Origin of the sequence: Luteococcus sp. Sow4_B9 (assembly GCF_052116585.1) — a bacterium.
Classification (GTDB): Bacteria; Actinomycetota; Actinomycetes; order Propionibacteriales; family Propionibacteriaceae; genus Luteococcus.
In genome coordinates, this window is sequence record NZ_JBQKKT010000002.1 from 87110 (window position 1) to 111007 (window position 23898).

23 protein-coding genes and 1 riboswitch are annotated in these 23898 nt (G+C 68.4%); of the genes, 9 read left to right on the forward strand and 14 right to left on the reverse strand.

Translation table 11 applies throughout. The features are described 5' to 3' along the window. Nucleotides 1-14 precede the first annotated feature (14 nt). From ACTQ49_RS01720 to ACTQ49_RS01735, 4 genes are read right to left on the reverse strand one after another with little or no spacing between them, the layout of a single operon-like run. Nucleotides 15-635, reverse strand: a complete 621-nt coding sequence (locus tag ACTQ49_RS01720) for a uridine kinase (RefSeq protein ID WP_441826119.1) — start codon at nucleotides 633-635, stop codon at nucleotides 15-17. 57 nt (nucleotides 636-692) lie between these two features. Further along, a complete protein-coding gene (locus tag ACTQ49_RS01725) occupies nucleotides 693-2552 on the reverse strand; it encodes a DUF2207 domain-containing protein (RefSeq protein WP_441826120.1) in 1860 nt (619 codons plus the stop codon). A 47-nt stretch (nucleotides 2553-2599) separates the two neighbouring features. After that, entirely contained in the window at nucleotides 2600-4261 is a 1662-nt protein-coding gene (locus tag ACTQ49_RS01730; RefSeq protein ID WP_441826121.1) for a phospho-sugar mutase, read from the reverse strand. 31 nt (nucleotides 4262-4292) lie between these two features. Then, the gene (locus ACTQ49_RS01735; RefSeq protein ID WP_441826122.1) at nucleotides 4293-5117 is read right to left on the reverse strand and encodes a purine-nucleoside phosphorylase; all 825 of its coding nucleotides are present in this window, start codon (nucleotides 5115-5117) and stop codon (nucleotides 4293-4295) included. A gap of 48 nt (nucleotides 5118-5165) precedes the next feature. On the opposite strand from ACTQ49_RS01735, the gene ACTQ49_RS01740 reads away from it, so the two are divergent. Further along, nucleotides 5166-6593, forward strand: a complete 1428-nt coding sequence (locus ACTQ49_RS01740) for an NAD(P)H-quinone dehydrogenase (RefSeq protein ID WP_441826123.1) — start codon at nucleotides 5166-5168, stop codon at nucleotides 6591-6593. Between the two features lie 16 nt (nucleotides 6594-6609). Here the strand turns inward: ACTQ49_RS01740 and ACTQ49_RS01745 are convergent, their stop codons facing one another. From ACTQ49_RS01745 to ACTQ49_RS01755, 3 genes are all read right to left on the reverse strand, one after another. Continuing rightward, nucleotides 6610-7491 (reverse strand): alpha/beta hydrolase, encoded by an 882-nt coding sequence (locus tag ACTQ49_RS01745; RefSeq protein ID WP_441826124.1) that lies wholly within the window; start codon nucleotides 7489-7491, stop codon nucleotides 6610-6612. A 36-nt stretch (nucleotides 7492-7527) separates the two neighbouring features. Next, nucleotides 7528-8361, reverse strand: coding sequence for a hypothetical protein (locus ACTQ49_RS01750; protein WP_441826125.1), 834 nt, complete (start codon nucleotides 8359-8361; stop codon nucleotides 7528-7530). Between the two features lie 92 nt (nucleotides 8362-8453). Next, the gene (locus ACTQ49_RS01755) at nucleotides 8454-10250 is read right to left on the reverse strand and encodes an ATP-binding protein (protein ID WP_441826126.1); all 1797 of its coding nucleotides are present in this window, start codon (nucleotides 10248-10250) and stop codon (nucleotides 8454-8456) included. Between the two features lie 128 nt (nucleotides 10251-10378). On the opposite strand from ACTQ49_RS01755, the gene ACTQ49_RS01760 reads away from it, so the two are divergent. Continuing rightward, complete coding sequence (locus tag ACTQ49_RS01760) at nucleotides 10379-10909, forward strand: NUDIX hydrolase (protein WP_441826277.1); 531 nt, start codon at nucleotides 10379-10381, stop codon at nucleotides 10907-10909. A gap of 20 nt (nucleotides 10910-10929) precedes the next feature. Here ACTQ49_RS01760 and ACTQ49_RS01765 read toward each other — a convergent pair whose 3' ends face one another. Next, nucleotides 10930-11658, reverse strand: a complete 729-nt coding sequence (locus tag ACTQ49_RS01765; RefSeq protein WP_441826127.1) for a polysaccharide deacetylase family protein — start codon at nucleotides 11656-11658, stop codon at nucleotides 10930-10932. A gap of 64 nt (nucleotides 11659-11722) precedes the next feature. Next, the gene (locus ACTQ49_RS01770; RefSeq protein ID WP_441826128.1) at nucleotides 11723-12718 is read right to left on the reverse strand and encodes a glycosyltransferase family 2 protein; all 996 of its coding nucleotides are present in this window, start codon (nucleotides 12716-12718) and stop codon (nucleotides 11723-11725) included. 78 nt (nucleotides 12719-12796) lie between these two features. Beyond that, nucleotides 12797-12923, forward strand: a riboswitch (cobalamin riboswitch). A gap of 117 nt (nucleotides 12924-13040) precedes the next feature. Between ACTQ49_RS01770 and ACTQ49_RS01775 the strand changes: the two genes are divergently transcribed. The 3 genes from ACTQ49_RS01775 to ACTQ49_RS01785 are packed head-to-tail and all read left to right on the forward strand — an operon-like array spanning nucleotide 13041 to nucleotide 16568. Continuing rightward, nucleotides 13041-14138: a CbiQ family ECF transporter T component gene (locus ACTQ49_RS01775; RefSeq protein WP_441826129.1), complete on the forward strand. Its 1098-nt coding sequence runs from the start codon at nucleotides 13041-13043 to the stop codon at nucleotides 14136-14138. Nucleotides 14139-14191: 53 nt separating this feature from the next. After that, the gene (locus ACTQ49_RS01780; protein ID WP_441826278.1) at nucleotides 14192-15772 is read left to right on the forward strand and encodes an ABC transporter ATP-binding protein; all 1581 of its coding nucleotides are present in this window, start codon (nucleotides 14192-14194) and stop codon (nucleotides 15770-15772) included. A gap of 19 nt (nucleotides 15773-15791) precedes the next feature. Next, nucleotides 15792-16568, forward strand: coding sequence for an ECF transporter S component (locus ACTQ49_RS01785; RefSeq protein ID WP_441826130.1), 777 nt, complete (start codon nucleotides 15792-15794; stop codon nucleotides 16566-16568). 5 nt (nucleotides 16569-16573) lie between these two features. On the opposite strand, the gene ACTQ49_RS01790 is transcribed toward ACTQ49_RS01785, so the two are convergent. Further along, a complete protein-coding gene (locus ACTQ49_RS01790) occupies nucleotides 16574-17263 on the reverse strand; it encodes an SDR family oxidoreductase (RefSeq protein ID WP_441826131.1) in 690 nt (229 codons plus the stop codon). Between the two features lie 52 nt (nucleotides 17264-17315). On the opposite strand from ACTQ49_RS01790, the gene ACTQ49_RS01795 reads away from it, so the two are divergent. The 4 genes from ACTQ49_RS01795 (at nucleotide 17316) to ACTQ49_RS01810 (ending at nucleotide 20503) form a co-directional block, all read left to right on the forward strand. Then, the gene (locus tag ACTQ49_RS01795) at nucleotides 17316-17729 is read left to right on the forward strand and encodes a hypothetical protein (RefSeq protein ID WP_441826132.1); all 414 of its coding nucleotides are present in this window, start codon (nucleotides 17316-17318) and stop codon (nucleotides 17727-17729) included. Between the two features lie 263 nt (nucleotides 17730-17992). Then, the gene (locus tag ACTQ49_RS01800; RefSeq protein WP_441826133.1) at nucleotides 17993-18838 is read left to right on the forward strand and encodes a MetQ/NlpA family ABC transporter substrate-binding protein; all 846 of its coding nucleotides are present in this window, start codon (nucleotides 17993-17995) and stop codon (nucleotides 18836-18838) included. 4 nt (nucleotides 18839-18842) lie between these two features. After that, nucleotides 18843-19835, forward strand: a complete 993-nt coding sequence (locus tag ACTQ49_RS01805; protein ID WP_441826134.1) for a methionine ABC transporter ATP-binding protein — start codon at nucleotides 18843-18845, stop codon at nucleotides 19833-19835. Beyond that, nucleotides 19832-20503, forward strand: coding sequence for a methionine ABC transporter permease (locus tag ACTQ49_RS01810; RefSeq protein ID WP_441826135.1), 672 nt, complete (start codon nucleotides 19832-19834; stop codon nucleotides 20501-20503). Before ACTQ49_RS01805 ends, ACTQ49_RS01810 begins: the two co-directional genes overlap by 4 nt. Before the next feature lie 58 nt (nucleotides 20504-20561). Here the strand turns inward: ACTQ49_RS01810 and ACTQ49_RS01815 are convergent, their stop codons facing one another. The 4 genes from ACTQ49_RS01815 to ACTQ49_RS01830 all read right to left on the reverse strand — a co-directional run bounded on the left by ACTQ49_RS01815 (nucleotide 20562) and on the right by ACTQ49_RS01830 (nucleotide 23879). After that, a complete protein-coding gene (locus ACTQ49_RS01815; RefSeq protein WP_441826136.1) occupies nucleotides 20562-21182 on the reverse strand; it encodes a Maf family protein in 621 nt (206 codons plus the stop codon). A gap of 51 nt (nucleotides 21183-21233) precedes the next feature. Continuing rightward, complete coding sequence (locus tag ACTQ49_RS01820; protein ID WP_441826137.1) at nucleotides 21234-21890, reverse strand: DUF937 domain-containing protein; 657 nt, start codon at nucleotides 21888-21890, stop codon at nucleotides 21234-21236. Between the two features lie 146 nt (nucleotides 21891-22036). Beyond that, nucleotides 22037-22282, reverse strand: coding sequence for an acyl-CoA carboxylase subunit epsilon (locus tag ACTQ49_RS01825; RefSeq protein ID WP_441826138.1), 246 nt, complete (start codon nucleotides 22280-22282; stop codon nucleotides 22037-22039). A 13-nt stretch (nucleotides 22283-22295) separates the two neighbouring features. Next, a complete protein-coding gene (locus tag ACTQ49_RS01830) occupies nucleotides 22296-23879 on the reverse strand; it encodes an acyl-CoA carboxylase subunit beta (RefSeq protein ID WP_441826139.1) in 1584 nt (527 codons plus the stop codon). Between the last annotated feature and the right edge of the window lie 19 nt (nucleotides 23880-23898).

Sequence of the window (23898 nt, forward strand, 5' to 3'; positions counted from 1 at the left end):
TGGTGGGGGTGTGGTCACATGGGGGAGTTCACTGTCGCGGGGGAGTTCTGCGGGGATTGGTCCTGCAGCTGGCGGACCAGGGCGACGGCTTGTCGCATCCCCATGGGCTGGAAGCCCTGGGCGAGGGCGCGGTTGCGTTTGTCGGTCTCCTCGCGCCACAGCTGCAGGCCGCGGCGCACCAGGATGGAGGCGGGTTTGCGGTGCTGGGCCAGGTCGCGTCGCAGCCGTCGGACGCAATTGGCATGCCGGGAACGGTCCAGCCACAGCGCTGTCACGGCGATCTCGCGCTCCCGGCAGGCGGTGAGCAGATCCGGTGCGAAGATGCCCTCGGCAATCAGCACCCGCTCGTCCCCGAGGTCGACGACGTGCGTGCCCTCTGCGCGGCTGCGCGCAATCGAATAGCGAGGTACCTCGGCCCGTCCCGTGGTCAGCAGTTCGCCCAGTGCCACCGCGGCGGCCACGCTGTCCCACGTGGCGACGTCATCCCAGTCGATCCGGTCGTCGATGACGGGCAGGCCCGGGGCGTCGTGGTCCTTGTAGAAGTCATCCAGCCGGAACTGGGTGGCCCCGGTCACCCGGGCCAGGCGGGACTTGCCGCTGCCCGACGGGCCGGCAAGAAGTATGACGCTGCGCACAGTGCAGCATTCTACCGATGGGAAGGCTGGCACCGATGACGGCCCGGCATGGGCGCGTCACCAGCCGCCGCCACCACCGCCACCGAATCCGCCCCCACCGCCGCTGAAACCGGACCCGCCTCCCGAGGACTGCATCGAGGAGGCCGCGGCGGCAGCCTGTGAACTCTGCATGGCCGAGGAGAAGGCATCTCCCATGGAGCTCATGGATGAGCCGATGTAGCCGTAGTTGAACCCGTAGTAGGGATTGCCGACGTACCAGGCGGGGGCCATGTCATAGCGGCCCTCGGCGGCCAGCTTCTCGAAGAGCTTGCTCCACCGTTCTGCAACGCCGAACATGATGGCCCACGGCAGGTAGCGCGAGAAGATGTCCTCGCCCTCCTCGAACTTCAGCTGTTCGGCCTCGGCGGTGCGCAGGTAGAGCTCGAAGCCGCGGGCCTGGGCCAGGGCGGCCGAGCCGTCTGCGGTGCGAGCCGGCATCCAGGGGGAGACGATGGCGAGCGCGAGCCCGACCACCACCAGGGCCAGGCCCGGCCATGCCAGGTTGAGCAGGAACATGCCCCCGAGGAAACCAAAGAAGCCGAGCAGCACAATCGCCAGTCCGACCCCGAGCCACATGGTGCGCGTTGTCTGGGGACTGCTGCCGAACCAGTGGCGTCCGCCGGTCACCTGCTTGTAGAGGGCCGATCGAGCCTCCGGGAAGAGCTTGGCATAGCGCTTGTCCTTCAGGTCCCGCGTGGTCACCCGGCTGCCCCGGCTGAACAGGTGTTGCAGCAGCTTGGTCTCGTGCGGCAGCAACTCGTCGGGGTGCGCCGGGCGGGTCCGGGTGAAGGCCCACTCCTTCTTGCCCAGCTGCTCGATCTGGATCTGGCCACGCACCGCCAGGTCGATCAGGGTGGCGGTGACATCGCGCGTGTCGGCACGTTCGTCCACCAGGGTGCCGATCTCTCCGGGGCGCACGCCCGCCGGTGGGGTGAACTGGACGGTGACGGGCGCCTTGCGGCTGGTGCGACGGGTGGCACCGGCATCGCTGGCGGTGGGCGTCAGTCCGGGCGTGAGCCCCACGTAGACCTCGTCGCGGCCATGGCGACGGGCGGCGCGGACCACCATCAGCAGGCCCGCCAGCAGAACGCTTCCCGCGATTCCCGCATTGGCCGGGTTGGGCTCGAAGGCCCGCGCCGGGTTGAATCGCGTGACCACTTCCGGCTCGGCTCCGACGAAACTGCCGGTCGGCACACCGGCCACCACCTGCATGGGCTCACCGGATGCCAGGTTGTTGTGTCGGTAGGTGACGGTCCGCCCGTCCTGGGTCACCCGCTGGCAGGTCTGTGTCCGGTCGATCCAACAGGCCGTACGCGTGACGTCCGTGGGCATCACCAAGGTGGTGCTGGCATTGCGGATGGGCACGGTGAAACCGTCGCCGATCACATTCCAGTTCACCTCGTCCAGACCGCTCTCGGCATTCTCCGGATCGACGATTCCGCGCAGGCGGTAGCTGACCACATAGGTCTGCACCCCACGAACCCGGGTGCCCTCCCGGCCGATCCGCAGGGTGAGCACGCCCGGTTCGCTGCTGCGCTTCAGGTTCGTGGGTGCCCCGGTGGGGCTCGTGATGCGGACGTCGTCGTACGTGATGCGACGCCAGTGGTCCCGGTCGCCTGCGATGGCCTGCCGCGTCACGAAGGTGAGATAGGGGCCGTGGCCCGCATCACGACCGAAGTCGAAGTCGATGGTCGTGGTGACCCGCGCGTCACCGTTGGTCCCGAGCTCGGCCGTGGTCTCGTGACGGGTGATCTGCCACTGCGACGAGGTCTCGTCGCCCCGGGCAGGAAGTGCCGCCATTGCCCCCATCAACAGGGCGAGGAGCGAGGCGAGCATGCCTCGCACGAGCAGGGTGTACCTGGGGCGCACGGGATCCATGCCCTCCACGGTATTGGATCAGTGGGCCCAGCCCTGGACAGCGGGGCTCAACCGACGCCGAGGGCCTGGGCCATCTCGTCGCGGATGGTGGTCAACATCTGGGCCGCCTGGAGGCGTGCCTGCTTGAGCTCCCGAGCCGACTGCTCGGCGTCGACCCGGGCCTCCAGGTAGCACTTCAGCTTGGGCTCGGTCCCCGAGGGACGCGCCACGACGTGGACCCGCTGGCCCGTCAGCTCGATCGCATCCGTGGGCGGCAGGTCATCGGTGCCCGCGCGGAGGTCTCGGATGGTCACCGGCTCACCGGCCAGGGTGCTCGGCGGGTCATCCCGGAGGCGCTGCATGGCGTCGCGGATGACCTGCAGGTCCTCCACCCGCGCGCTGAGCTGGCTGGTGGCATGCACGCCATGGGTGCGGGCGATCTCGTCGAGGCGATCGGCGATGGTCTGTCCGCCTGCCTTCAGCTCTGCGGTCAGCCGCAGGATCGTCAGGCACGCGGTGATGCCGTCCTTGTCCGGCACGTGCGGTGAATCACAGCAGTAGCCGATGGCCTCCTCATAACCGAAGGCCAGGTTGGGTACTCGTCCGATCCACTTGAAGCCCGTCAGCGTGGTGGAGTGCTCCCGGCCCGCGGCTCGGGCCATCGTCCCCAGCAGGGTGGACGAGACCACCGAATTTGCGAAGGTGCCGGGCACCTGGCGGCGGATGGCATCGTCACCCAGCAGGGACCCCAACTCGTCGCCGGTGAGCATCCGCCAACCGACTCCGGGGAAGGGGGCGGCGATGGCACACCGGTCGGCGTCCGGGTCGTTGGCCACCACCAGGTCGACGTCGGTCTGCTCCGCAAGGTCCAAGGCCAGGTCGATGGCGCCCGGTTCCTCCGGATTCGGGAAGGCGACCGTCGGGAAGCTCGGATCTGGGTCATGCTGCTGCGGCACGCTGTGCGCAGCGGGGAAGCCGGCGGCCGCTGCGGCCTGTTCGACCACCCGGGCACCCACTCCGTGCATCGCGGTGTAGACCCACTCCACCTGGCGCGGTGCGTCGGCGGGAATGAGCTGGCGGGCCACGTCGACGTAGTCGTCGACCAGCTCCTGCCCGATGGTGCGGTACTGGGTGCTGCGCGGCAGCTCGCCCTGCGGGCGAGCCGAGACTTCCTGGATGTGGGCCTGGATCTCGGCATCGGCCGGCGGGACGATCTGCGATCCGTCGCCCAGGTAGACCTTGTAGCCGTTGTCCGCCGGGGGATTGTGGCTGGCGGTCACGACGATGCCCGCGACGCACCCCAGGTGCTTGATGCCAAAGGCCACCACCGGGGTGGGGACGTGCTGGTCGGTGAGGATGGGCTGGAAGCCCGCCCCGGCGAAGATCTCGGCCGTGTCCCGGGCGAAGACGTCGGAATTGGTGCGGGCGTCGTAGCCGATCAGCACCGGGCCACCTGCGTGGCCCTGCTCCTGCAGCCACGCGGCGAAGCCCGCGGCGGCGCGGGAGACCACCACGCGGTTCATCCGGCCGGGGCCGGGGCCCAGGGCGGCCCGCAGGCCGGCGGTGCCAAAGGTCAGCGGTCCGGCAAAGGCAGACGCGATCTCGTCGGTGGCCGACGTGTCGCCCTCGTCGCTCGCGGCGAGCAACTCGGCCAGCCGGGCCTGGGTCTGCGAATCAGGGTCGTCGGCGATCCAGGTGAGCACCTGCTGGCGAAGTCCTGCGTCGATCATGGCTTCTCCTTCTGGGCAGTCGGGTGGGAGGTCACAGGCGCTCGAGCAGCGCGTTCAGCAGGGCGGTCAGACGTGGGCCGGCAGCCTTGCCAGCCGCGATCACCTCGCCATGGTCCAGGTTCTGGGAGCTGATGCCGGCGGCGGCATTGGTCACCAGCGAGATGCCAAGCACCTCCAGACCTGCCTCGCGGGCGGCGATCGTCTCCAGCGCCGTGGACATGCCCACCAGGTCACCGCCGATGGTGCGTGCCATCCGCACCTCGGCGGGGGTCTCATAGCTGGGCCCGCTGAACTGTACGTAGACGCCCTCCGGCAGTTCCGGCTGCACCTGGCGGGCCAGGGCACGAAGGCGCGGGCTGTAGGCCTGGGACATGTCGATGAAGGTGGCGCCGCGAAGTGGTGTGGCACCCGTCAGGTTGATGTGGTCGGCGATCAGGACCGGCGTTCCGGGAGCCCAGTCGGGATTGAGCCCGCCACAGCCATTGGTCAGCACCACGGCGCTGGCACCCAGTGCGGCCGCGGTGCGCACTCCGTGAACCACCGGCTCGACGCCACGTCCCTCATAGAAGTGGGTGCGGCCGGTGAGCACCATGGCCACCTTGCCCCGTGGGGTCCGGGCCAACCGCAGCGATCCGCCATGGCCCGCGACGACGGGCTTGCTGAAGCCGGGAACCTCATCCAGGGCGATGGTGGCGATCTCCTCGCCGAGCCGCTCGACTCCCTGATTCCATCCGGAGCCCAGTACCAGGGCCATGTCGATGCGCTCGATCCCAGCCGGAGCAAGGAAGCCACTGCGCACATGGTCGGCCGCCAGCTGGGCCGCCGCGGTCGGGTCACTGAAGTCGAAGCTACTCACCACCCAAACAATAGGGGCGCGGGCCAGAAGTCTGGAAGAATGACCCCCGTGACCAGAGTCGTGATCATTGGCGGAGGCCCCGGAGGCTACGAAGCTGCCCTTGTGGCTGCACAACTCGGCGCGGAGGTGACTCTCGTGGAACGCACAGGGCTCGGCGGTGCTGCCGTGCTCACTGACTGCGTCCCGTCGAAGACCCTCATCGCCACGTCGGAGGTGATGACCACCATCGAACGAGCCGGCGAGCTCGGTCTGAAGGTGACCGCCTCCGGAGAGGACGACAGCATCGCGTCGTCGGTGGAGGTGGATCTGGCGGCGGTGAACAAGCGTGTGCTCGATCTCGCCCAGGCCCAGTCGGACTCCATCGCCGCGCAGCTGGAGCGCGTCGGGGTCACTGTGGTGAACGGCTCGGCCAAGCTCGATGGTCCGACCGCCGTGCTGGTCACCTCTGACCAGGGTGAGGAGCGGATCGAGTCGGACATCATCCTGCTGGCCACCGGGACGACCCCGCGTGAGCTGGAGACCGCCACGTGTGATGGTGAGCACATCCTGAACTGGAAGCAGGTCTACAACCTGACCGAGCTCCCCGAGAAGCTGATCGTGGTGGGCTCCGGTGTCACCGGTGCCGAGTTTGCCAATGCCTATGATGCCCTGGGCGTCGACGTTGTGCTGGTCAGTTCCCGCTCGCAGGTGCTGCCGGGCGAGGACCAGGACGCTGCGGCCGTGCTGCAGGGTGTCTTCGAGCGCCGTGGCATGGAGATCATGAGTGAGTGCCGTGCCAATGCCGCGCGACGTGAGGGCGACGAGGTGGTGGTCACGCTGGAGGACGGCCGCGAGATCCGCGGATCGCACTGCCTGATGGCCGTAGGCTCCATCCCCAATACGCAGGGCATCGGCCTCGAGGAGGCCGGAATCGAGCTCTCCAAGAGCGGTCACATCGTGGTGGACAAGGTCTCCCGCACGTCGCAGCGCACCGTCTACGCTGCTGGCGACGTGACGGGCGTCTTCGCCCTGGCCTCCGTCGCAGCCATGCAGGGACGTATCGCCATGTGGCACGCGCTGGGCGACGCCGTGGCTCCGCTGAACCTCAAGTCCGTCAGCTCCAATGTCTTCACCGCCCCGGAGATCGCCACGGTCGGCATGACCCAGAAGCAGGTGGACGAGGGCGAGCTGAAGATCGGGACCAAGACGCTGCAATTGGCCGGCAATCCGCGGGCCAAGATGCAGGGTGTGACCGAGGGCTTCGTGAAGGTCTTCTGCCTGCCCGTGACCGGCATCATCGTGGGCGGCGTGGTCGTCGCGCCACACGCCTCGGAGTTGATCCACTCGCTGTCCCTGGCGGTGGCCGAGAAGATCACCGTCGACCAGTTCAGCCACGACTTCACGGTCTACCCGTCGATGTCCGGCTCGATCGCGGAGGCGGCGCGTCAGCTGCACCTGCACGACCATCCGGAAAAGCCGTCCAAGACCCAGGTCTGAGGCCGCCCCGGGCGAGTCAGCGGCGCAGGAAGTCCGCCACTCGGGCGATGTAGCCGGGGCGGTCCGCGAAGTAGGCGCCGCAGTGGTCCAGACCATCCACGATCTCGAGGTGGGCGCTGGGCCCTGCGGCGTCGGCCAACCGGCGACTGTGCTCCACGGGGATGACGTGGTCGTCGGAGCAGTGGACCAGCAGCAGCGGTCGCGGTGCGATCTTCTCCACCACGTCAATCGGTGCCACGTCGGCGAAGCGGTAGCCGTAGCGCAGGCTGGTGACCCGGTCGACGAGGGAGACCAGCGGCACCGGCGGCAGGTGCAGGCCCCGCGCAGCGGCCGCGATCACGCCGTGCATGTCGGCGAAGGGGGAGTCGGCGACGACGCTCTCGATCCGCGCGTCCTGCGCGGCGACGAGGATCGAGGTGGCCGCCCCCATCGAGAAACCGACCAGGCTGATCGGCAGCCCGGGCGCCAGTCCCGCGGCCAGGTCAATGGCCGCAACCAGGTCGAGCTGCTCGTAGTGCGCGAGCGATTGCGGGCCGTCTGCTGATTCTCCATTGCCGCGGAAGTCGTAGAGAAGCACGCTGTTGCCGGCTCGCCACAGTCCGGGGCCGATTCCCAACATGTCCGCCTTGCTGCCCCGGTGTCCGTGGCTGATGACCACCACGCGTTCGGCGTCCTCGCGGCCCAGCCACCAGCCTGCGAGCCGGGTTCCGTCAGCGGCGGTGAAGGTGACATCGACGGCGTCGACCCCCACTTCGAACGGACTCATGCCGTAGTCCAGCGCGGGGCGCTGCGGCCCGCTGATCTGGTGGGCGGCTGCCGCGGCACCGGCCAGCACCCCCAGCCCACCGATGCCGAGTCCGCCAAGGCCAAGACCTGCCAGTGCACTGCGTGTGTTCACGGGTGTCAGTCTGGCAGGTCCCGGCCGGAGGTGGTGTCAGTCGCCGAAGAAGTCCCCGATGCCGTCGAACATGCCGCCGATGCCGTCACCGATCGATTCGAAGCCGTCGCCGATGCCGCCGAACATGTCACCGACGCCCTCGCCGATCTCACCGAAGCCGTCGCCCATCCCGTCCATCATGTAGGGCATGCCGCTCATGCCATGGAAGATCATGGAGCCGATCGCGATGTCGCGAATGAGGTTGGAGCCCTGCCAACCGGAGTAGTAGCCCTGGGCCCACGGAGCGTAGGCAGGGCCGCCCTGCCAGTAGGGCACACGCTGGGCACCCACCTGAACCGTGCGGATGTACGGGTCGGCACCGGCCAGTACCCGCTCGGCGTCGGCTGGGCAGGCCGGAATGTCCCGCGGGGCTCCACCCGGAGGAGTCCAGGTGACGTTCTGGCTGCTGGGTCCGTGCGCCGGGTTGAAGAAGCACGGCGGACGCTTCTGGGGCAGCGGTTCTCCCGCCACTCGGGCGTTGACACACGCGATGGCATAGCGGCCGTCCTCCAGCACCTCGGTGACATGGCGGATCTCGTCGGGCTTGGTCACCGCGGCCAAGGAGGCCTTGGCATTGTCATAGGCGTCCAGGGCCCGCTCGTAGTCCTGCCGCATGGCGGTGTCCAGCGGGTGGCCTGCCACTTCTGAGTCAAGACGCTGCAGTTCCTCACCGAACCGCGTGACGTCCTCGTCGGCGGCCCGTCGGCTGGTGGTCAGGGCAGCCTCCAGCTCTGCGGTCCTTTCGGCCTCGAGGGCGCGTCGCCGCTGACTCGACTGGAAGAGCGCGACGGCAGTCACCACCAGGGCCAGCAGGAAGAGGATCTTGAACATGGCTTCCAGTCTGCTGCATGGAAGAGGCGGGCCCAACACCGTGGACCCGCCTCAGCCATATTCATGGAGTCTTCACAGACTCCAGTGGATCATCACTCAGCCGCGGGAGCGTCACCCTCGGGGTCGACGATCTCGGCCAGGACCGCACCGGAGGTGACGGTGGCGCCAGCCTCGCAGCTGATGGACTTGACCACGCCGGAACGGTGAGCGGTCACCGGGTTCTCCATCTTCATGGCCTCGAGCACGACGATCAGGTCGCCCTCGGCAACGGTCGCGCCCTCCTCGACGGCGACCTTGACGACGGTGCCCTGCATGGGGGCGGTCAGCGAATTGCCGGACGCCTCGCTGGCCTTTGCGCCGCCACGGTCACGCTTGGTGGGACGCTTGGCCTTCTTGCCGGCGGGCTTGCTGGCGGCCGCGAGACCACCGGGCAGCTTGACCTCGAGTCGACGGCCGTTGACCTCCACGACGACCGTCTGGGCCTCGACGACGTCCTCGGCCTCACCCAGCTCACCGGTGTACGGGGCAACCTTCAGATCGGCGGCCGTCTCGATCCAGTTGGTGTAGACACCGAAGTTCCCGTCAGCGGCGACGAACGCGGGGTCGTCCAGGATCGCGCGGTGGAAGGGGATCACGGTGGGCATGCCCTCCAGGACGATCTCCTTCAGCGCACGACGCGAACGGGCCAGCGCGTGCTCGCGGTCGACGCCGGTCACGATGACCTTGGCCACCAGCGAGTCGAAGGTGCCGGGCACCGTCATGCCAGCGTGGTAGCCCTCGTCGACGCGGACGCCGGGGCCGCCCGGGGCCTTCCACTTGGTGAGGGTGCCGGGGGCCGGCATGAAGTTGCGGCCGGCATCCTCGGCGTTGATGCGGAACTCGATGGAGTGGCCGCGGATCTCCGGGTCGTCGAAGTCCAGCTTCTCGCCATTCGCGATGCGGAACATCTGCTGCACCAGGTCCAGGTCGGTGACCTCCTCGGAGACGGGGTGCTCCACCTGGAGACGGGTGTTGACCTCGAGGAAGGAGATCAGGCCGTCCTGGGCCACGAGGAACTCGCAGGTGCCGGCACCGACATAGCCGGCCTCCTTGAGGATGGCCTTCGACGACTCATACAGGCGCTCCAGCTGCTCGTCGGTGAGGAAGGGCGCGGGGGCCTCCTCGACGAGCTTCTGGTGACGACGCTGCAGCGAGCAGTCACGGGTGGAGACGACCACGACATTGCCGTGCTGGTCGGCCAGGCACTGGGTCTCGACGTGACGCGGCTTGTCCAGGTAGCGCTCCACGAAGCACTCGCCGCGACCGAAGGCGGTGACTGCCTCACGGGTGGCCGACTCGAAGAGCTCGGGCACCTCCTCCATGGTGCGGGCCACCTTCAAGCCTCGGCCGCCGCCGCCGAAGGCCGCCTTGATGGCGATCGGCAGGCCGTGCTCCTTGGCGAAGGCGACGACCTCGTCGGCGTCGGCGACGGGGTCAGGGGTGCCGGGAACCAGCGGGGCGCCCACCTTGAGGGCGATGTGACGGGCCTTGACCTTGTCGCCCAGGTTCTCGATGGCCTCGGGCGAGGGGCCGATCCAGATGAGGCCGGCGTCGATGACGGCGCGGGCGAAGTCGGCATTCTCGGCCAGGAAGCCGTAGCCGGGGTGCACGGCGTTGGCACCGCTCTGCTCGGCGATGGCAAGGATCTTCTCGACATTGAGGTAGGTCTCTGCCGGAGTGGCACCGTTCAGCGCGAAGGCCTCGTCAGCCAGGCTGACGAAGAGCGCCTCCGAGTCGCTGTCGGCGTAGATCGCGACGCTCCCGATCCCGGCATCGGCGGCGGCACGAATGACACGGACGGCGATCTCGCCGCGGTTCGCCACGAGCACCTTGGTGATCTGGTTTCCCACTGTTCCTCCTTGAACGGGCCACGGGCATGGCCTTGCTCTTCGGATTCTAGGGGCAACCGAGGCCGCCCGTCAGCTCTGGGAGGAACCAATCACACTCTGGACTGATTCCTCACACTACTGTGGTGAGCATGCCCACACCGGACTTCATCCTGGAACTTCGCAAGCACGTCGGAACGGCCCTGCTCTGGTTGCCCGGAACCACGGCGGTGGTGCTGCGTCCGGGGCCACGCGTCGAGCAGGTGCTGTGCGTCCAGCGCGCGGACAACGGCAAGTGGACACCCATCTGCGGCATCGTCGAACCCGGTGAGGACCCGCACGTCGCGGCCGTCCGGGAGGCCGAGGAGGAGGCGGGCGTCATCATCGAGATCGAACGGATGGTCTGGATGAGCCCCACCGGCTGGATGCAGTACGACAATGGGGACCAGAACGACTACCTCGACCACACCTTCCGCGCTCGCTACGTCAGCGGCGAGGCCGTCGTCGGTGATGACGAGTCCGTTGCGGTCGGCTGGTTCGACGTGGACCGACTCCCCGAGGACATGAGCGCCATCCAGCGTCGACGTATTGCCGTGGCGGTGGCCAATCCGGCCGACGTCCTGCTCGGCGTCCAGGCGGCCAAGGACTTCCTGGGGGAGAAGGACCCCGAGTACGGGGCCTGACGGGTCGGGAATCGAGGATCTCAGCGGGAGAAGCTGAGCCGGTTCACGGCCGTGCCGGTCTGCAGTGCCTGCTCCAGTGTGGTGGCCCGCAGTCCGCGATCCGTCAGTCCGTGCAGCACGTCGTCGAGCAGGCGGGGCTTGTCCACGTCCGTGACGGCGGCCTCGCTCGCCAAGTCGGAGGCGTCGGCCGACCCGTCGTGGGCCAGCAGGATGGCTCCCGGCCGGGCATCCGCCATGGCCTTGGCCACCCGCTCCTCGTGGGTGACGTCCTTCCAGTCCCAGGTGGTTCCTGACCACAACACGGTCCGCAGTCCGTGACGGGCAGCCAACAGTCGGGTTGCCGGATTCTGGGCACCGTGCGGAGGACGAAAGAGCGTGACGGGCGCGTCGACGGCCTCGGTGAGTTCCGCATGGGCCCGCCTCAGCCACTCGTCGGCCTCGCGGGTGCGCAGCGACGTGATCCGTCGATGGTCCAGGCCGTGCAGCCCGATCTCGTGCCCGGCGGCGGCCAGGTCACGTACCAGCCCCGGAGCTCGGGAAACCCGCGTCATCAGCACGAAGAAGACCGCACGGGCGTCGTGGTCCGCCAGTACCTCCGCCAGCTGCTCCGTGCTCCCGGGCAGTGGGCCGTCGTCGAAGGTCAGCACCACCTGGGGCTGCTCGGTCCGCACGGAGACGGTGGAGCCGATCACGGGGCCGAGGACCCGATGGGCGGGGGTACGCAAAAGGGTGCGGACTGCAGGCTGCACGGGCATCTCCTGATCTGTACGACGGATGTGGTCTACGACGGATGGGGTGTACGACGGATGTGGTCTACGAAGGCTTGATGCGGACCCCGCGGGGCTGACCGGGAGCCAGGTCCTCGGGCACCCGGGAGAAACGCTGCCTCCAGCTGCCGTGGCGCTGGTACTCCTGATAGGCAAGCCCGGTCGCGGCCAGCACCATACCGAGTCCGCGCATGGCGGCCCTCGCGCCCCGGGCGCTGTGGGTCCGGTCGCCGGTGACGGTGCCCAGGCCGGACCGCAGGCCGCCCCCTGCCAGCCGGACCAACCCCTGGGCCAGGAGTCGCGGGCGGGCCAGCGCGGAGCTGGACAGGTGGATGTCCAGGAGTCCGCCGGTATTGCCATGGCTCAGCGCACGCTGCAGCACCCAACCCCGCGTCATCCGTTCCACTGCCACCTGGTCCTCCACGACGGCGTCGTGGCAGAAGACGATGCGCCCCCCTCGGGCCACCAACTGCCGGGTGAGCAGGGTGTCCTCCCCGCCGCTCAGGCCCAGACTCCGGGCAAAGCGAAGATCGCCCAGTTGGTGCAGGTCCAGGAGCAGGTTGCCGCAGGCGGCGGCCTGCAGGGGCTGGCCGTCCCTCCAACGGCGCCGGGTGAAGAAGCCCCCGGCATGGATCCACGGGTCAACCCGACCCAGATAGCGGGTGTCCACCCAGCCGGCGACGGCCGCCGGGTGGCTCTGCCGCCAGGTTTCGAGCATCAGGCTGAGCCAACCGGGTGCCGGGCGGCCGTCGTCGTCCAGGAAGAGCAGGACGTCTCGGCCCCGAGCCTCATCGAGTGCCCGATTGCGGGCCGCGGCGATGCCGGGCGTGGACTCCACCACGACGCGGACGCCGGGCAGGTCGAGGGCTTCGACGGCGGCGCGTCCCGAGCCGGCAGGATCGTTGTCCACCACCAGAACCTCCACCTGCCACGCGGCGTCCTGCTCCCGGGCCTGACGGCACAACAGGGCCACCGTCTGCCGGATCTGTTCCGGGCGGTGGAAGGTGAGGACGGCGATGGTGACCAGCGTCGGACTGTCCATCCGGCAACGCTAGCCGTGGACAGTGGCAGCCGGCTGAGAGTGTGCTGGACGGATCGTGCCGTCCTCGAGGGCGGTTCGTCCAGCCTGCGGACAGGGGATACCGTGGATCCATTGCGATGGGGGAATCCGGTGGGAGACCGGAGCTGACCCGCAGCCGTGAGGACCATGTCCGAGCCGGAATGCCCATCTCAGCAAAGCTTCATCCACCCGTCGAGGCATGCGGGGGCTGGGGATCGCCCCTGCTGCTCGCATGCATGAGCCTGGGAGTTCCTGCCCGATGTCCCGTTCCGTGGCCGCAGGCCGTGCCGTCGAGGTACCGACCGTGGCCAGACGCACCGTGGCGCGCGCAGTGCACCCGATGGCCTGGTGGGGGTGGGCCCTGGGCTGTGCCGTGGCCGTGAGCCTGCTGCACAATCCGCTCGTGGTTGTCCTGGCCACCGCGCTGGTCTGGCTGGTGGTGCTGGAGCGCAGGTCCGACGCCCCCTGGGCCCGCTCGACCAGTGCCTATCTCACGCTGGCCCTGGTGGTTCTGGGCATCCGGATGATCTTCCAGGTCTTCATGGGCGTCAATCGCTCCGGGCAGGTGCTGTTCACCCTGCCCAGCATCGAGCTGCCGGCCTGGGCCGCCGGAGTGCGGCTGGGCGGTCCGGTGACCCTCGACGCGCTGTTGTACACCCTGTACGACTCGCTGCGCCTGGTGGCCATGTTGCTGTGCGTGGGCGCGGCGAATTCCCTGGCCAATCCGCGCCGGGCGCTGCGGTCGGTCCCGCCGGCGCTCTACCAGCTCAGCGTCGCGCTGGTGGTGGCGCTCAGCGTCGCGCCCCAGCTCATCGAGAGCGTCGGCCGGGTGCGTCGCGCCCGACGCCTCCGGGGTGGTCGGTCGACCGGCTGGCGCGCTGCCGGGACCGTGCTGGTTCCGGTGCTGGAGGACGCCATCGACCGGTCCCTGCTGCTGGCCGCCGGCATGGAATCGCGTGGCTACGGCCGCACGCACCAGCAGGAGCCGGTGGGGCCGGCGACCACGGGTGCCATGCTCGCGTCGATGGTCCTGATCACCTACGGCACCTTCCTGCTGCTGGGCGTGCCCGGTGCTGGTCCCTGGTCCTGGTCCTGCCTCGTCGCCGGGTGCCTGTTGGCCGCGATCGGCATCCGGCTGTCCGGGCGACGCCTGGCGGTCACCCGCTACCGGCCAGATGCCTGGGGGGCCCCGGAACATGCGCTGTGCATGGCCGGCCTGGTGGCGGCCCTGTCCAGCATCGCGCTGGTCCGGCTGGCCCCGGACGTGGCCATGACACCGGCCTCACCGCCGCAGTGGCCGCTGCTGCACCTGTGGGTGCTGCCCCTGCTGGTGGCCATCGCCTCACCCCTGTTCACCACGCCACTGCCGACAGAAGAGACGCTCGCGAAGGAGATGCCGTGATCGAATTCGACGACGTCACCATCCGCCACAGCGGTGCGGCACGCCCGACGATCATGGGGGCCAGCCTGACCATCCCCGATGGGGATCTGTGCCTCGTCGTGGGGCGCACCGGAACCGGGAAGTCCACCCTGCTGGGGGCCATCAATGGCCTGGTGCCGCATTTCAGTGGGAGCCACCTGGCGGGTGACGTGCGCGTCAACGGGCGTTCCACACGCACCCACCGGCCCCGGGACCTGGCAGAGGTGGTGGGACATGTGGGGCAGAATCCGCTGGCCGGCTTCGTGACCGACCTCGTCGAGGACGAGGTCGCCTACGGCATGGAGCAACTGGGCATCGATCCGCGGGCCATGCGCAAACGCGTCGAGGAGACGCTCGACATCATGGGGATCGCCGACCTGCGTCGACGTGCCCTGACCGAACTGTCCGGCGGGCAGCAGCAGAGGGTGGCGATTGCCTCCGTGCTGGCGGCCCAGCCGCGGGTGGTGGTGCTCGACGAGCCCACCAGCGCCCTGGACCCGACTGCGGCGCAGGACGTGTTGTCCGCGATCACGACCCTGGTTCACGAGGTGGGTCTGACCGTCGTGCTGGCGGAGCACCGTCTGGAGAGGGTCATGCACGTCGCTGATTCGGTGCTCTGGTTGCCCGGCGACGGCAGCGTCGAGTACGGCGATGCGGGCGAAATTCTCGCCCGGGCGGACGTGGTGCCGCCACTGAGTGCCCTGGCGCGTCGTCTGGGCTGGCAGGAGGTGCCCCGCAGCGTGCGAGATGCGCGTCGTCGGGCGCAGCGCGAGGGCGTCAGCGTGGCACCTGCCGCGAGCAGTCTGGAGGCCGATGGGCTGGGCGGTGCGGAGGTGGCCCGCGTGCAGGGACTGCAGGTGAGTCATGGCCAGGTGCGGGCCGTGGACGATGTCAGCCTGTCCTTGCGGGCCGGCACGATCACCGCCGTGATGGGTCGCAATGGCGCGGGCAAGTCGTCGCTGCTGTGGGCCGTGCAGGGGGCCATCGACAGCGCGGGGGTGATCGACGTGCAAGGGGAGGACCCGCGTCGCGTGGGGCCTGGGCGCGCCCGGGAGCTGGTCTCCCTGGTGCCCCAGGATGCCGCCGACCTGCTGTACCTGCCGACCGTCGCCCAGGAATGTGCCCAGGCGGATGCAGAGACCGGGTCTGCTTCCGGGACGACGGCGGCGATCCTGGCCGAACTGGGCAGCGACCTGGACCCGGATCGCCACCCGCGCGACCTGTCCGAGGGACAACGGCTCTGTCTGGTGCTGGCCATCCAGCTGGCCGCCCATCCGGCCCTGGTGCTGCTCGACGAACCCACGCGTGGGCTCGACTACGCCATGAAGGAGCAGTTGTGCCGGATCCTGACCCGGATCGCAGCCAGTGGCAGTTGCGTGCTGGTCAGCACCCACGACGTCGAGTTCGCGGCGTCGGCCACGGATCGCACCATCGTGATGGCCGACGGTGAAGTGGTGGCTGACGGTCCCACCCGCCAGGTGTGCACCAGTTCGCCGACCTTCTCGCCCCAGGTCAGCAAGGTCTTCCACCCCAGCGACGTGTTGACCGTCGACGAGCTGGTGGTGCTCCCGGCAGGTCCTGCCACGTCGCCCAGTGGGGTGCCCGCCGGTGCTTGAGGTGGGGGCCGCCCGGGGCGTGAAGAGCAGGCCGGCCGTGGTTCGCGTGACGGGTCGATCGGCCCTGGTGCTCACCTTGGCTGCCGTGATGTCGCTGTTCGCCTTCTGCTGGCCACTGCTGTGGAAGCCGGGCGCGGGCATGACCGGGGGGTCGCAGACCCCGCTGGTCTTTGCGCTGCTGCTGCCGGTGGTGATCGCAGTGGTCATGACGGAGATCAGTGGGGGTGACCTCGACGTCAAGGCGCTCGCCCTGTTGGGGGTGCTGTCGGCCGTGGGGGCGGCCGTGCGGCCCTTGAGTGCCGGGACGGCCGGGCTGGAGTTGGTCTTCTTCCTGATCATCATCGCGGGCCGGGTCTTCGGACCGGGTTTCGGTTTCGTGCTGGGCAACACGACGCTCTTCGCCTCGGCGCTGATCACGTCGGGAGTGGGTCCCTGGTTGCCCTTCCAGATGCTGGCGGCTGGCTTCGTGGGGCTGGGGGCTGGTCTGTTGCCGCGCGCCCGGGCCTGGCTGGAGGTGGCGATGCTTGCCGCCTACGGCTTCGTGGCGGGGTTCGGGTACGGCTGGCTGATGGACCTGGCCTTCTGGCCGTTCACGCTGGGTGGTGCTTCCGAGCTGTCCTTCGTCCCGGGTGCTCCGGTGGGGGAGAACCTGCACCGTTTCGTGCTCTACAACCTGGCCACCTCGATGGCCTGGAATGCCGGGCGGGCCCTCAGCAATGCGGTTCTGGTGGTCTTGCTCGGCCCGGCGATGCTGCGCATCCTGCGGCGGGCAGCCCGTCGGGCCGCCTTCGAGTGATGCGGTCAGGCCCGGAAGACGGGGCGGATGGAGACCTCCTCCACCATGGCTTCTGGGCTGGCGAAGACCGCCAGGGCGACGGCCTCGGCCACCGATTCGGGCCGCAGGTGCTCGGCGGCCACATAGGGCCGACCCATCTGGCGCTGCAGGTCCACCTGCATGTCCGTGTCCACCCGGCCGGGGTGCACCGAGCTGACCCGGACAGTGCCGCGTTCCTCCTCCCGCAGGGCGTCGGTGAAGGCGCGCAGCGCGAACTTGGAACCGGAATACAGCGCCCCTCCGGCGCCGGAACGCAAGCCGGACCCCGAGTTGATGGTGACCACCTGTCCCTGTGCGGCCCGCAACTGGGGCAGGAGCAACCGGGTGAGGTCGGCCACGGCCACCACATTGACCTCGAGGATCTCGCGCCACTGCTCGCGGGTGGCCTCGGCCACGTCGGCGGAGCGGGCGATGCCGGCGGAGTGGACCAGCACGTCCAGACGCTCGACGCCGGCGGCCGCCTCCTCGGTGGCCCGCGCGTCGGTCAGGTCGCACAGGAAGGGGGCGGCACTGGGCAGTGCGTCGGCGACGGACTGCACGGCGGCGGCGTCGCGGCCACCGACCAGCACGTGGTGCGTGTCGGCGAGGCGGCGGGCGATGGCGCGGCCGATGCCGCGGTTGGCGCCGGTGACCAGCGCGACGGGGCGGGTGCTCATGACCGGATCGTAGCCAAACCGAAAGATCGGCCGAAGGCCCTAGGCTGGCCGGGTGACCGCTCGTTCCCTCGTGCCGCTGGCGATCGCCGGGCTGCTGCTGGCCGGCTGTTCCTCGTCTCCCGGGGCATCCGCCCCCAGTCCTTCGCTTTCGGCGGTGAGCGCCCCCGCCGGGGGTGCTGCGCTGCGCCAGCTCGGGCTGGTGCACGGCCCGCAGGACTTCTGGCTGCCCGCCCAGATCGAGGTCACCAGCCAGATCGACCAGCCCAATGTGGTCACCCTCACCATGCCGACGGCCCAGCGTGCACTCCTGGTGGGTTGGCTGCAGCAGGAGTTGCCGCCCGGTTGGACGGTGGACGGCGCCTCCGACGATTCCGTGCTCTTCCATGGAGGGCAGTGGCAGGGGGCCTTCACCTGTTCGACGACGACGTGCGCCGTGACCTTGCGCCACCAGGCCGGCCCCGCCTGAGCACCCGACTTGGTGCCCAGCCCGGCCTCGGGGTAGATTCTTGCCCATGCCATGCAAGTGCGAGATCATGACGGGCCACACCATGCCCGTTCTCGTGTGCGCCTGCATGATGCGCCGAATGTTCGGCTGACAACGCCTTTCGAACCTCACCTCGTCGTGGGTGGGCCCGGTTGAGCACAGCTCCCGGCGGTGTTGTCAGACAGTGCTGCAAGACTTCGTCCGAACTCCCTGCCCACTTCCGGGCCCCACACGAAAGACCGATCATGAACAAGACCCTCCGCACCCTCCTGGCCGGCGTGCTCGCCGTCCTCACGCTGGGACTGGCCGGCTGCGGCGCCGGGGCCGGCGCTGACACCGACAAGCCGCTGGTCATCCTGGCCGACGCAACCCCGCACAGCGAGATCCTGCAGCAGGCCGAGAAGCTGGGCCTGCTGGGCGACACCAAGATCGAGATCAAGACCATCGTCGGTGACATCGATGCCAACCAGCTCGTCCAGAGCGGCGACGTCGATGCCAACTACTTCCAGCACAAGCCCTACCTGGAGACGTGGAAGAGCCAGAAGGGCGTCGACGACCTGGTGGGCGTCGCGAATGTGCACATCGAGCCCCTGGGCCTGTACTCCAAGAAGGTCAAGGACCTCAAGGCAGTCCCCAGCGGTGCGACCATCGCCATTCCTGCCGATCCGTCGAACCTGGTCCGTGCGCTCTTCCTGCTGCAGCAGGCCGACCTGCTGACGCTGGACGTCAAGCCCACCGACGCCAATGTGGACTACTCGCAGATCACCACCAAGAACATCACCGCGAACCCGAACAAGCTGAAGTTCATCCAGATCGATCGTCCGCAGCTGGCCGCCACGCTGGACGACGCAAAGGTGGACCTGAGCATCATCAACGGCAATTACGCCCTGGAGGCTGGCCTGAAGCCCAAGACCGACTCCTTGGCGCTCGAGTCGGCCGACGAGAACCCCTACACCAACCTGTTGGTGGTCAAGAGCGACAAGAAGGACGACCCGCGCGTGCAGAAGCTGGCCGAGGCGCTGCAGAGCAAGGAGATCCAGGACTGGATCAACAGCAATTTCGAGGGCTCCGTCCTGCCTGCCGGAAAGTGACCCGATGATCGAGTTCACCAGTGTCACCAAGGTCTACGACGGGCGCGGCAAGAGCGCCGCGCCCGTCGTGGCGCTGGATGACGTCAACCTGCGGGTGGAGCCCGGCCAGATCTTCGGCATCCTGGGCCGTTCCGGCGCCGGGAAGACGACTCTGCTGCGCTGCCTGAACCACCTGGAGCCAGTCACCAGCGGCACCATCACGGTCAACGGCACCGACTGGACCTCGCTGACGGACAAGCAGTTGCGCAGCGCACGTCGGCAGATGGGCACGATCTTCCAGCACTTCAACCTGCTGGGTTCGCGGACCGTCGCTGACAATGTCGCCTTCGGCCTGGAGATCGCCGGGCAGAAGAAGGACGTCATCGTGCCCCGGGTTGCGGAGCTGCTGGAGCTGGTGGGTCTGCCGGACAAGGCATCGGCCTATCCCTCCCAGCTGTCCGGCGGTCAGAAGCAGCGCGTCGGCATCGCCCGGGCGCTGGCCACCGACCCGTCGGTGCTGCTGATGGACGAGGCCACCAGCGCGCTCGATCCGACGACAACCGAGCAGATCCTTGACCTGGTCAAGAGCCTGCGAGACCGGATGGGTCTCACGGTGCTGCTCATCACCCATGAGTCGGACGTCGTGCGCCGCATCTGCGACGGAGCGGCCCTGATGCAGGACGGCCGTGTTGTGGAGCAGGGCAGGCTGCTGGACCTGGTGGCCGATCCTGACAGCCGGATTGCGGACCAGCTGATCCCCCTGGGGCGCGCGAACGAGGAGCTCACCGGCCCCTCGCAGCTGCTCAGCTTCGTCAATGAGGGCATCGGGGATCCGCTGCTGAGCCGCTTCACCCGCGAGACCGGGATCGATGTCTCGATCCTGGGCGGTTCCGTGGAGCAGATCGCCGGCCACAAGGTGGGACGGCTGCGGGTCAGCTTCGATCACCCGCATGGAGATGTCGACGACGCCGTGATCCAGGACTGGTTCCGCGAGCATCAAGTGACGGTGAGCCGATGAACAAGACAAGCATTGCCGAGTCCCTTCCCGAACTGTGGGCCGCGCTGGGTGACACCGCCTGGATGGTCCTGCTGAGTTTCGTGGTCACCGTGGTCTTCGGGATCATCACCGGCGTCCTGCTGCGCCTGACCGATCACGACGGACTGCGCCCCCATCGCACCTTCAACCGGATCTTCGGCGCCATCGTGAACGTCTTTCGTTCGCTGCCCTTCCTGATCCTGCTGATTGCCGTGATTCCGTTCACCCGTTGGGTGGTGGGCACGGCCTATGGCCCGACGGCCGCCGTGGTGCCTTTGGCCATTGGCGCCATTCCCTTCTTCGGCCGCGTCGTGGAATCGGCGCTGCGCGAAGTGGCGCCGGGCAAGATCGAGGCAGCGCAGGTGATGGGCGCCAGCACCTGGCAGATCGTGCGCAAGGTCCTGCTGCCCGAGGCCATGTCACCGCTGGTCTCCGGAGCGACGCTCACGCTGGTGATGCTGATCGGCTACTCGGCGATGGCCGGCACGATCGGTGGCGGCGGCGTGGGTGACTTCGCCATCAAGTACGGCTACCAGCGCTTCAACACCCCGGTCTTGCTGGTCTCCGTCGTGGTGCTGATCATCATCGTCCAGCTGATCCAGTCCATCGGCGACGCCATCGTGCGCAGCATGGCCCACAAGCGGGGCTGAGACCGCGTCGAACCCACATCCCTGTGCCGGGCCCATCCCGGTGCAGGGATGTGTTGTCTCACCGTGCCGACGTCGGCAGGTTCCACATGGTGTGCCAGGCGACGCCCAGGTCGAAGAGCATCTGTCGCAGCAGGGGCAGGGAGATGCCCACCACGTTGTAGGGGTCTCCGTCGATTCGGGTGATGAAGGCACCGCCCAGCCCGTCGATGGCGAAGCCACCCGCGACGCGAACCGGCTCGCCGGTGGCCACATAGGCATCGATCTCCGCGTCGGTCAGGTCCGCGAACTTCACGATGGTGGTGGCGACGCGGTTCACCTGGCGCAGTTGTCCGTCGCGGTTGACCACCACATGGTGTCCCGTGTGCAGCAGGGCGGTGCGGCCGCGCATTCGGCGCCACAGCTCCACGGCAGCGGCCTCATCGGCCGGCTTGCCCCAGGCGCGCTGGTCCAGTTCGAGCATGGAGTCGCACGCCACCATGGCCCATGGAGCCTCACGGTGGTGCAACTGCTCCAGCACGGTGGTGGCCTTCAACCGAGCCAGCTCGGCGGTGAGGGAACTCGGTCCCGCAGCGGTGACGGATGACTCGTCGGCGTCCGGGACGAGGACCTCGGGGTCGATGCCGGCACCGCGAAGCGTCTGGAGCCGGGCGGGGGAGGAACTGGCGAGAATGAGCTGCACGCCCCCAGCCTAGGGGCTGGAGGCGTGCAGTGGCTCAGATGACGGCTGGTCTCACTTCTTGCCGAGCAGACCGCCCAGGATCTGGCTGACGATGTCGCCGCCATTGGCCTGCGCCTGCTGGGTGGTGGCCTGCGCCTGGCTGGGGTCGAAGGGGTTGTTCGCCGGCGCTGCATTGCCGCCGAGCACGCTGCCCAGCACCTGCGACAGCACGCCACCAAGAACACCTGCGTTGGCATTCGTGCCGGCCTGCTGGCCCGCGCCACCCAGCACCTGGCCAAGGATGTTCCCGGCCATGCTGTTGCTGCCGCCCAGCTGCTTGGCCAGGTAGTTGAGGACGATCGGCGCCAGGATCGGCAGGAGCTTCTTCACCAGCAGGGTGCTCACACCCACCTGGGCGCTCAGGGCCTGGGCGACGCCCTCGGACTGGTTGCCGAAGACGTGGCCGAGGATCTTCTCACCGTCATTGGTGTCCACGGCCTCGAGCTTGACCGGCTCGTTCTCCTGGAGCAGCTCGCTCTCCTGGTGCTGCTGGAGGGCGCTGGCCAGCGAGAGCTCGCCCTCCGGGCTCTGCGCATTCTGGGTCAGGCCGCCCAGGATGCTGGTGACGGCAGGGGCCGCTGCCTTCTCGACCTCGGCCGGGTCCTCGCCAAGCTGCTGGGCAAGCTGCTCGATGGGCAGGGCGGCGAGGATGTCGTTCAGAGCACTCATGTTTCGGAATCCTTTCAAAGGGTGCACGACAACAGTGGCACACGCGGAGCCCGGGGCAGCGGATTTTCGTCTATGGGCGGACATGCTTCAGCTCCCGCCAACCAGTCTTCAGGATTGCTGGTTGCGCGGGAGCTGGAGCAGCTGTGTCACGGACGAGCGCTGTACCGCCAGGCCTCACGGCCGTGCGTCGGCATGCGCCGCATCACGCGCGTGTAGGACTTCCACCCACCGGCCAACGGGCGGTCGTCGGATTCCTCCACCGGCCCGGACGGAGCCATGGCAGCCATCAGCGCGGTGATGACGGCCGCGGTCTCGGCGTCGTCCGGGTTGCCGCCGGTCACCTCGATGGTGAGGGGCGCCTGCGGGGTGGTCTCGGTCTCGTTCTCGCTCATCTGTCTGCTCCCGTCACAGCGGAATGTTGCCGTGCTTCTTCGGGGGCAGCACCTCGCGCTTGGTGCGCAGCAGGCGCAGCACCCGGATGACCTCGGCCCGGGTCTCGTGCGGGTAGATGATCTGGTCGACGTAGCCGCGCTCGGACGCCACATAGGGGTTGGCGAGCTCGTTGTTGTAGTCGTCGATCAGTTCCTTGCGACGGGCCTGCTTGGCAGCCTCGTCCTCGATCGCCGCCAGCTCCTTCTTGTAGAGGATGTCGACGGCGCCCTCGGCACCCATCACCGCAATCTGGGCGGTGGGCCAGGCCAGGTTGATGTCGGCACCCAGGTGCTTGGAGCCCATGACGTCGTAGGCGCCGCCGTAGGCCTTGCGGGTGATGACGGTGAGCAGCGGGACCGTCGCCTCGGCGTAGGCGTAGATCAGCTTGGCGCCGCGCCGGATGATGCCCTGGTGCTCCTGGTCGACGCCGGGCAGGAAGCCCGGGGTGTCGACGAAGGTGAGGACCGGGATGTTGAAGCAGTCACAGGTCCGCACGAAGCGGGCGGCCTTCTCCGAGGCGTCGATGTCCAGGCAGCCGGCGAACTGCATCGGCTGGTTGGCGACGACACCGATGGAACGACCCTCGATGCGTCCGAAGCCGCAGATGATGTTCTGCGCAAACAGCGGCTGGACTTCGAGGAATTCGTCGTCGTCGAGGACGGTGCGGATGACCTCGCGCATGTCGTACGGCTGGTTCGGGGAGTCCGGGATCAGCGTCGTCAGCTTGCGGTCGTGGTCCGTGATCGTCAGGTCCACCTCTTCGTCGTCGAAGATCGGCGGGTCCTCAAGGTTGTTCTGCGGCAGGTAGCTGAGGAGCTCACGCACGTACTCCAGCGCGTCATTCTCGTCGGCCGCCAGGTAGTGGGCATTGCCCGACTTGGTGTTGTGCGTGCGGGCGCCACCCAGTTCCTCGAGCGAGACGTCCTCGCCCGTCACGGTCTTGATGACCGCCGGGCCGGTGATGAACATCTGCGAGGTCTTGTCCACCATGATGGTGAAGTCGGTCAGGGCGGGGGAGTACACGTGGCCACCGGCTGCGGCACCCATGATCAGGCTGATCTGCGGAATGACGCCGGAGGCGTGGGTATTGCGTCGGAAGATCTCGCCGTAGAGACCGAGCGAGACGACGCCCTCCTGGATACGGGCGCCGCCGCCCTCGTTGATGCCGATCAGCGGAACACCGGTCTTGATCGCGAAGTCGATGATCTTGACGATCTTCTCGCCGTAGACCTGGCCGAGTGCGCCACCGAAGATGGCCACGTCCTGGCTGAAGACACAGACCGGGCGGCCATTGATGGCACCCACGCCGACGATGACACCATCGCCGTACGGTCGCTTCTTCTCCAGGCCGAAGGCCGTGGAACGGTGACGAGAGAACTCGTCCAGCTCGGCGAAGGTACCTTCGTCGAGCAGCGCGAGAACTCGCTCGCGTGCAGTCATCTTGCCCTTGGCATGCTGCTTCTCGACGGCCGCGGGCGATGCGGCATTGACAGCGGCGTCAATGCGGCGGCCCAGATCGGCGATCTTTCCAGCGGTGGTGTGGATGTCGATCTCCATGAGGCGACCCTAGCGGGAA